7 protein-coding genes are annotated in these 5,621 nt (G+C 68.6%); 5 read left to right on the forward strand and 2 right to left on the reverse strand.

All coding sequences use genetic code 11. The annotated features are described in order from the left end of the window. Together ACE3O8_RS12630 and ACE3O8_RS12635 are read right to left on the reverse strand one after the other, a co-directional pair. Window positions 1-521: HlyD family efflux transporter periplasmic adaptor subunit (locus tag ACE3O8_RS12630; protein WP_374390285.1), on the reverse strand; the 521-nt coding region annotated here is incomplete at its 3' end. A gap of 2 nt (window positions 522-523) precedes the next feature. After that, window positions 524-865 (reverse strand): rhodanese-like domain-containing protein, encoded by a 342-nt coding sequence (locus ACE3O8_RS12635; protein ID WP_374390287.1) that lies wholly within the window; start codon window positions 863-865, stop codon window positions 524-526. Window positions 866-993: 128 nt separating this feature from the next. Between ACE3O8_RS12635 and ACE3O8_RS12640 the strand changes: the two genes are divergently transcribed. From ACE3O8_RS12640 to ACE3O8_RS12660, 5 genes are all read left to right on the forward strand, one after another. Beyond that, a complete protein-coding gene (locus ACE3O8_RS12640) occupies window positions 994-2,277 on the forward strand; it encodes an NAD(P)/FAD-dependent oxidoreductase (RefSeq protein ID WP_374390289.1) in 1,284 nt (427 codons plus the stop codon). A gap of 12 nt (window positions 2,278-2,289) precedes the next feature. After that, complete coding sequence (locus tag ACE3O8_RS12645; RefSeq protein ID WP_374390291.1) at window positions 2,290-2,493, forward strand: DUF2892 domain-containing protein; 204 nt, start codon at window positions 2,290-2,292, stop codon at window positions 2,491-2,493. Between the two features lie 8 nt (window positions 2,494-2,501). Beyond that, window positions 2,502-3,743, forward strand: coding sequence for a TolC family protein (locus tag ACE3O8_RS12650; RefSeq protein WP_374390292.1), 1,242 nt, complete (start codon window positions 2,502-2,504; stop codon window positions 3,741-3,743). A gap of 110 nt (window positions 3,744-3,853) precedes the next feature. Further along, window positions 3,854-4,492, forward strand: a complete 639-nt coding sequence (locus ACE3O8_RS12655) for a TetR family transcriptional regulator (RefSeq protein ID WP_374390294.1) — start codon at window positions 3,854-3,856, stop codon at window positions 4,490-4,492. 124 nt (window positions 4,493-4,616) lie between these two features. Then, the coding region (locus ACE3O8_RS12660) for a TonB-dependent receptor plug domain-containing protein (RefSeq protein ID WP_374390296.1) at window positions 4,617-5,621 on the forward strand (1,005 nt) is incomplete at its 3' end.

Genomic DNA, 5,621 nt, shown 5'->3' on the forward strand with positions numbered 1-5,621 from the left:
GGCGCGCGCACCACGCCCGGCCCTTCCACCGCCTCCCCCGCGCCCGGGTGGGCGGGGGCCGCCGCCAGCATCGCATCAGCCGCCCGCGAGGCGGCGACCGCCTCGTCGAGCTTTGCCCGGGCATAGACGCCTTCGCGGTGAAGGAAGCGGATGCGATCAAGATCGGCCTTCGCCCGCGCTGCCTGCGCTTCGGCGGCAGCCGCGCCGGCGCCATAGGCAGCCGCTTCCTGCCCGAGGCGCGTGTCGGTGATGGTGGCGACAGGCTGGCCGGCAGACACCCTGTCCCCGGCGCGCACATGCAGGCGCGTGATGACGCCCGGAATCCGGGCCCGCGCCTCTGCCATGTCGCGCGTGGTGACGGTTGCCGGCACGTCGGCCATGTCGACCAGCGGTGTGCTGGCGACAATCAGGCGCTCCCCCGCTGCGGCGGCTTCGGCCTTCGGCCTTGCGGCCTCCGGCTCGCTGCCGCACGACGCCAGCGCGAGCGCGAGCGGCGCGGCGAGGACAAGCGCTGCGCGCATCGTCAGGCCCCGCGCTCGACCGGCAGGCCCGAAGCCGCCCAGGCGCCGATGCCGCCGGCCAGATGCCCGTCCACCGATGCGCGGGCTGCCTCGCACGCGGCAAGGGCCCGGGCGGATCGCCCGCCCGCCGCACAGTTCAGCACCAGCTTGCGGCCGCCCGCATCGGGCAGCTGCGCGGGCGAAAAGCCCGAAAGCGGCAGGTTCACCGCGCCCGGAATATGGCCGGCCACAAATTCGTGCGGCTCGCGCACATCGACTATGATCGCCTCCCCGGCCTCAACCATCGCGGCGAGCGCCGCCGGGCTGATGTCGCGGGGGTCTTGAGCCTTGCGGAATCCGAACATGGATTGAATCTCCCGATTGGATACTTGCATATATCGTATAAAGCTAATATACAGTCAAGAGCACTGGAAGCCGGGCCGGAAAAGGCGAAAGCTGACTGGAGGGGCAACCAGAGGGGATGGAGACGGACATGTCATTGCCGAAGATCATTGTTCTGGGCGCGGGACTCGGCGGCACGATCGCTGCCTATGAGATTCGCGACGCGGTGAAGGGACGGGCCGAAGTGATGGTCGTCTCCAACTCGGACGATTACTGGTTCGTGCCCTCGAACCCCTGGGTCGCGGTGCGCTGGCGGGAGGCGGAGGCGATCCGGGTCCATCTGCCGCCGGTGATGAAGAAGAAGGGCATCGGCTTCACCTCGGCCGGCGCGAAGCGGGTTCATCCGGGCGAGAACCGGCTGGAGCTGAACGACGGGACGAGCCTGTCCTATGACTGGCTGGTGATCGCGACCGGCCCCGATCTCGCCTTCGACGAGATTCCCGGCTTCGGCCCCCACGCCAACACCATTTCCATCTGCCAGACGGATCATGCCGTCGCCGCCGCCGAGGTGTTCGACCGGCTGGCCGCCGATCCGAAGCCGGTGATCGTGGGCGCGGCGCAGGGCGCCTCCTGCTTCGGCCCGGCTTATGAATTCGCCATGCTGCTTGACACGGAACTGAAGCGCCGCAAGGTGCGCGACCGGGTGCCGATGACCTTCGTGACCTCCGAGCCCTATGTCGGCCACCTGGGCCTTGATGGCGTGGGCGACACCAAGGGCCTGCTGGAAAGCGAAATGCGCGACCGGCACATCAAATGGGTCACCTCCAGCCGCATCACCTCTGTCGATCCCGGCCTGATGCATATCGAGGAAGTGGGCGACGACGGGCAGGTGAAGAAGACGCACGACCTACCCTTCGGCCTGGCGATGATGATGCCGCCCTTCCGGGGCGTGCCGGCCGTGTTCGGCGTGGAAGGGCTGAGCAATCCGCGCGGCTTCATCCTGGTGGACAGGCACCAGCGCAACCCGACCTTCCGCAACGTGTTCGCGCTGGGCGTCTGCGTCGCCATTCCGCCCACCGGCCCCACGCCCGTTCCCGTGGGCGTGCCGAAGACGGGCTTCATGATCGAGAGCATGGTGACGGCGATCGCCCACAACCTGTCCGACCTGCTGGACGGCAAGGAGCCGACCTTCGAGGCCAGCTGGAACGCCATCTGCCTTGCGGACTTCGGCGACGGCGGCGTCGCCTTCGTGGCCCAGCCGCAGATCCCGCCACGCAACACCAACTGGTCGTCCAGCGGCAAATGGGTCCATCTCGCGAAGATCGCCTTCGAGAAATATTTCCTGATGAAGGTGCGGCGGGGTGAATCCGAGCCCTTCTACGAAAAGCTCGCGCTCGATGTGATGGGCGTGAAGAAGCTGCGCACCCGCAAATAGAGGAGAGTTGCCATGAACATCGACCGCGCCGTCCTCGCCTTCGCAGGCACTGTCGTGCTGGCCGGCCTTGCGCTGGGGCATTTCGTGAACCCGCTGTGGCTGTGGCTGTCGGCCTTTGCCGGCGCCAACATGGTGCAGGCGGCCTTCACCGGCTTCTGCCCGGCCGCCATCATCTTCCGCAAGCTGGGCCTGCCGGCGGGCAACGCCTTCCGCTGAGGACAGCCATGCGCCTGCTTGCCGCCACCCTGCTGCTCGGAGCGGCTGCGCCGGCTGCCGCCGTCACGCTCGACGAGGCGCTGGCCGCCGCGCTTGCCGGCAACCCCGCCATCGCCGAGGCGGACGCCCGGCTGGCCGCCGCGAAGGCGCGCGTGGCGCAGGCCGACGGCGCGCTGCTGCCGACGGCCACCCTGTCCGGCACCTATGGCACCGGGCATCTGGACCCGAAGGGCTATTTCGGCCTTCAGGCCGCCGACGTCACCCCGCGCGCCGCACTGGCGAGCCTGGAGCAGCCGCTGTTCGCCGGCGGCCGCATCCTGGCCGGACGGGAGGCCGCGCGCGCCGCGCGCGGCAGTGCGGACGCCGCAGCCCGCCTTTCGCGGGCGCGGATTTCGGTGGAGGTGGCAGCCGCCTATGCGGGGCTGGTGACGTCGGTGCGCGAGCGTGACCTGCGCAACCGCCAGCTGGACCAGATGCGCGAGATCGAGCGGCAGGCGGGGCTTCGCTTCCGGGCAGGGGACGCGCCCTCCACCGATCTCAGCCAGGCCCGCGCCCGGCTGGCAGAGGCGGAAGCCGGGCTGGAAGGCGCGCGCGCCGCCGAGGCCGCCGCCGCCGCCCGCTTCACGGCGCTGACCGGCCTGCCCGCAGACGCGCCCGGCCCGATCCCGCCCCCGCCCGAAGGACCGCCCACCCGCGAGGCGGCTGTTGCCGCGGCACTGGCCGGGAGCCCGGCGATCGCGGCCTCCGCAGGCGCCGCAAAAGCCGCCGACGCGCAGGCGAAGGCCGCGCGGGCCGACTGGCTGCCGACCGTCGGCGCCTTTGCAGAGGCCTCGGCGGTGCGCGACCAGTTCTTCCCGGATTATGTGGCGGACCAGGCCGTGGTGGGCGTGCGCGCCCGCTGGACCCTGTTCGACGGCGGCCGGCAGGGCCGGATCGCGGAAGCCCGCGCGAACGCGGGCGCGGCCCGTGCCGCCAGCGAGGGCGCGCGCCGCGAGATCGAGGCCGAAACCATCGCCGCCTTCGAAGGCCTGGCGGCCGCCCGCCGCATGGCGGACGCCGCCCGCCGCCGCGAGGAGGCCGCCGCCGAGGCGCTGCGGTCCACGCGGCTGGAGGTGAAGACCGGCATGAAGCCGCAGCTCGCCCTGCTGGACGCCGAGCGCGAGTCGCTGGATGCCGCCGTTTCTGTCGCCCGCGCGGACGGCGGCCTGCTGATCGCGGGCTGGCAGCTGAAGGCCCTTACCGGTCGGTAAGTCACCGACCTCGGCAAATTGGCAGCCTGCCTGCCGTATTTCTCGTCTCGCGCTTTTGCCTATCACGCGCTAGGATGCGTCGGGACCTGGGGAACACCGGGGGAGGGATGATGGCAACAGTGGCAGCAGTGGCGGATCGCCGCTGCGCCGGTCTTGGGCGTGCGCAGCTGATGGAGGCGGCGAGCGCGCTGATGACCGAGCGCGGCAGCATCGATGTTTCAATCCATGATATCGCGCGGCGCAGCGGCGTCAGTTCGGCGCTGATCAAATATCATTTCGGCCACAAGGACGGGCTGCTGCTCGCCCTGCTGGAAAAGATCGTGGGGGATTCGATCCTGCGGCTGGAAACGCTGGTGCAGCGGGACATGCCGGCCCCGGAAAAGCTGCGGCTGCACATCCTGGGCGTGCTGAACGTCTATTACCGCTACCCCTATCTCAACCGGCTGATGCACTATCTCCTCTCGTCCAGCGAAGAGGCGCGGCGGCGCATCTCCGTCAACATCGTGAAGCCGATGCTGGCCGCGCAGGCCGCCATCCTGGAGCAGGGCAAGGCCGCCGGCGCGTTCCGTGACGTGAACCCGATGAGCTTCTATTTCCATGTGATCGGGGCCAGCGACCATCTCTTCTATGGCCTGTTCGCGATGAAATATGCCTTCGGGATCGAGGAAATGGGCGAAAGCCTGAAGCAATCCTATGGCGAGGACCTGGTGCGCACGATCCTGAACGGAATTGCGGCGAAACCAGGCTGAAATGCCGGCCGACCTCTCCATTCCGCAAGGTTTGGGTTGGTTGCAGCCCACTGACTGATCGGTTAGTCAGCCCCGAAGGAAGGCGCCCACAACGGGAGAGGTCGCCTCCGGGAGGAGCATTACCGTGACTATTCGTTTCTGGCTGGCCGCCAGCGTGGCCGTCCTTGCGCCCGCCATCCCCGCGCTTGCGCAAACCGTCGACACCGGCGAAGGGCTTGAGGACATCATCGTCACCGCCCAGCGCCGCAGCCAGGATCTGCGCGACGTTCCCATTTCCATCACGGCCGCCAATGCCGAAGCGCTTGCGAACGCGCGGGTGGACAATGTCTCGAACATCCAGGCGATCAGCCCGTCGGTCAGCTTCCGCGTGACCAACATCGCCACCTCGTCGGCGAACCTCATCATCCGCGGCCTCGGCACCACCGGCAACAGCCGGTCGTTCGAAGGCTCTGTCGGCGTGTTCATCGACGGCGTCTATCGCACCCGCGCGGCGGCTGCGCTCAACAACTTCCTCGACATCGACAATCTGCAGGTTCTGCGCGGCCCGCAGGGCACGCTGTTCGGCAAGAACACCACGGCAGGCGCGCTGCTGCTGTCGTCCGCCACGCCCAGCCTCGACGAGGCGAGCGGGATGCTGGACGTGACCTACGGCAACTACAACACCGTCGTCGCCCGTGCAGCCGGCAACATTCCGCTGAACGACAAGCTGGCGCTGCGCGTCGCGGGTCTCGGCTCGCTGCAGGGCGGCTATTACACCGATCCGACCAACGGCCGTCGCTACAACAACAACGACACCGTTGCCGCCAAGGCGCAACTGCTGTTCGAACCGTCGGATGCGGTCTCGATCCGTCTGGTGGGCGATTACAGCAAGAGCGAAGGCAACTGCTGCTACGCTACCTCCGACTATATCAACGGGCCGACCCAGCCGCTGATCAACGCGCTGACGCTGGCCAATGGCCGCAAGCTGCCGTCGTCGAAGCTCGGCGACTTCCAGCAGTCCCTCAGCACCGACGGACGCCAGCAGATCAAGGATTACGGCGGCACCCTGCTCGTCGACATCGACGTGGGCGACGACACGCTGAAGTCGGTGACGGCGCTGCGGAAGTTCGACGTTTCGCAGGTGGACATG

It is taken from the genome of Sandaracinobacter sp. (assembly GCF_041909755.1).
Taxonomy (GTDB): domain Bacteria; phylum Pseudomonadota; class Alphaproteobacteria; order Sphingomonadales; family Sphingomonadaceae; genus Sandaracinobacteroides.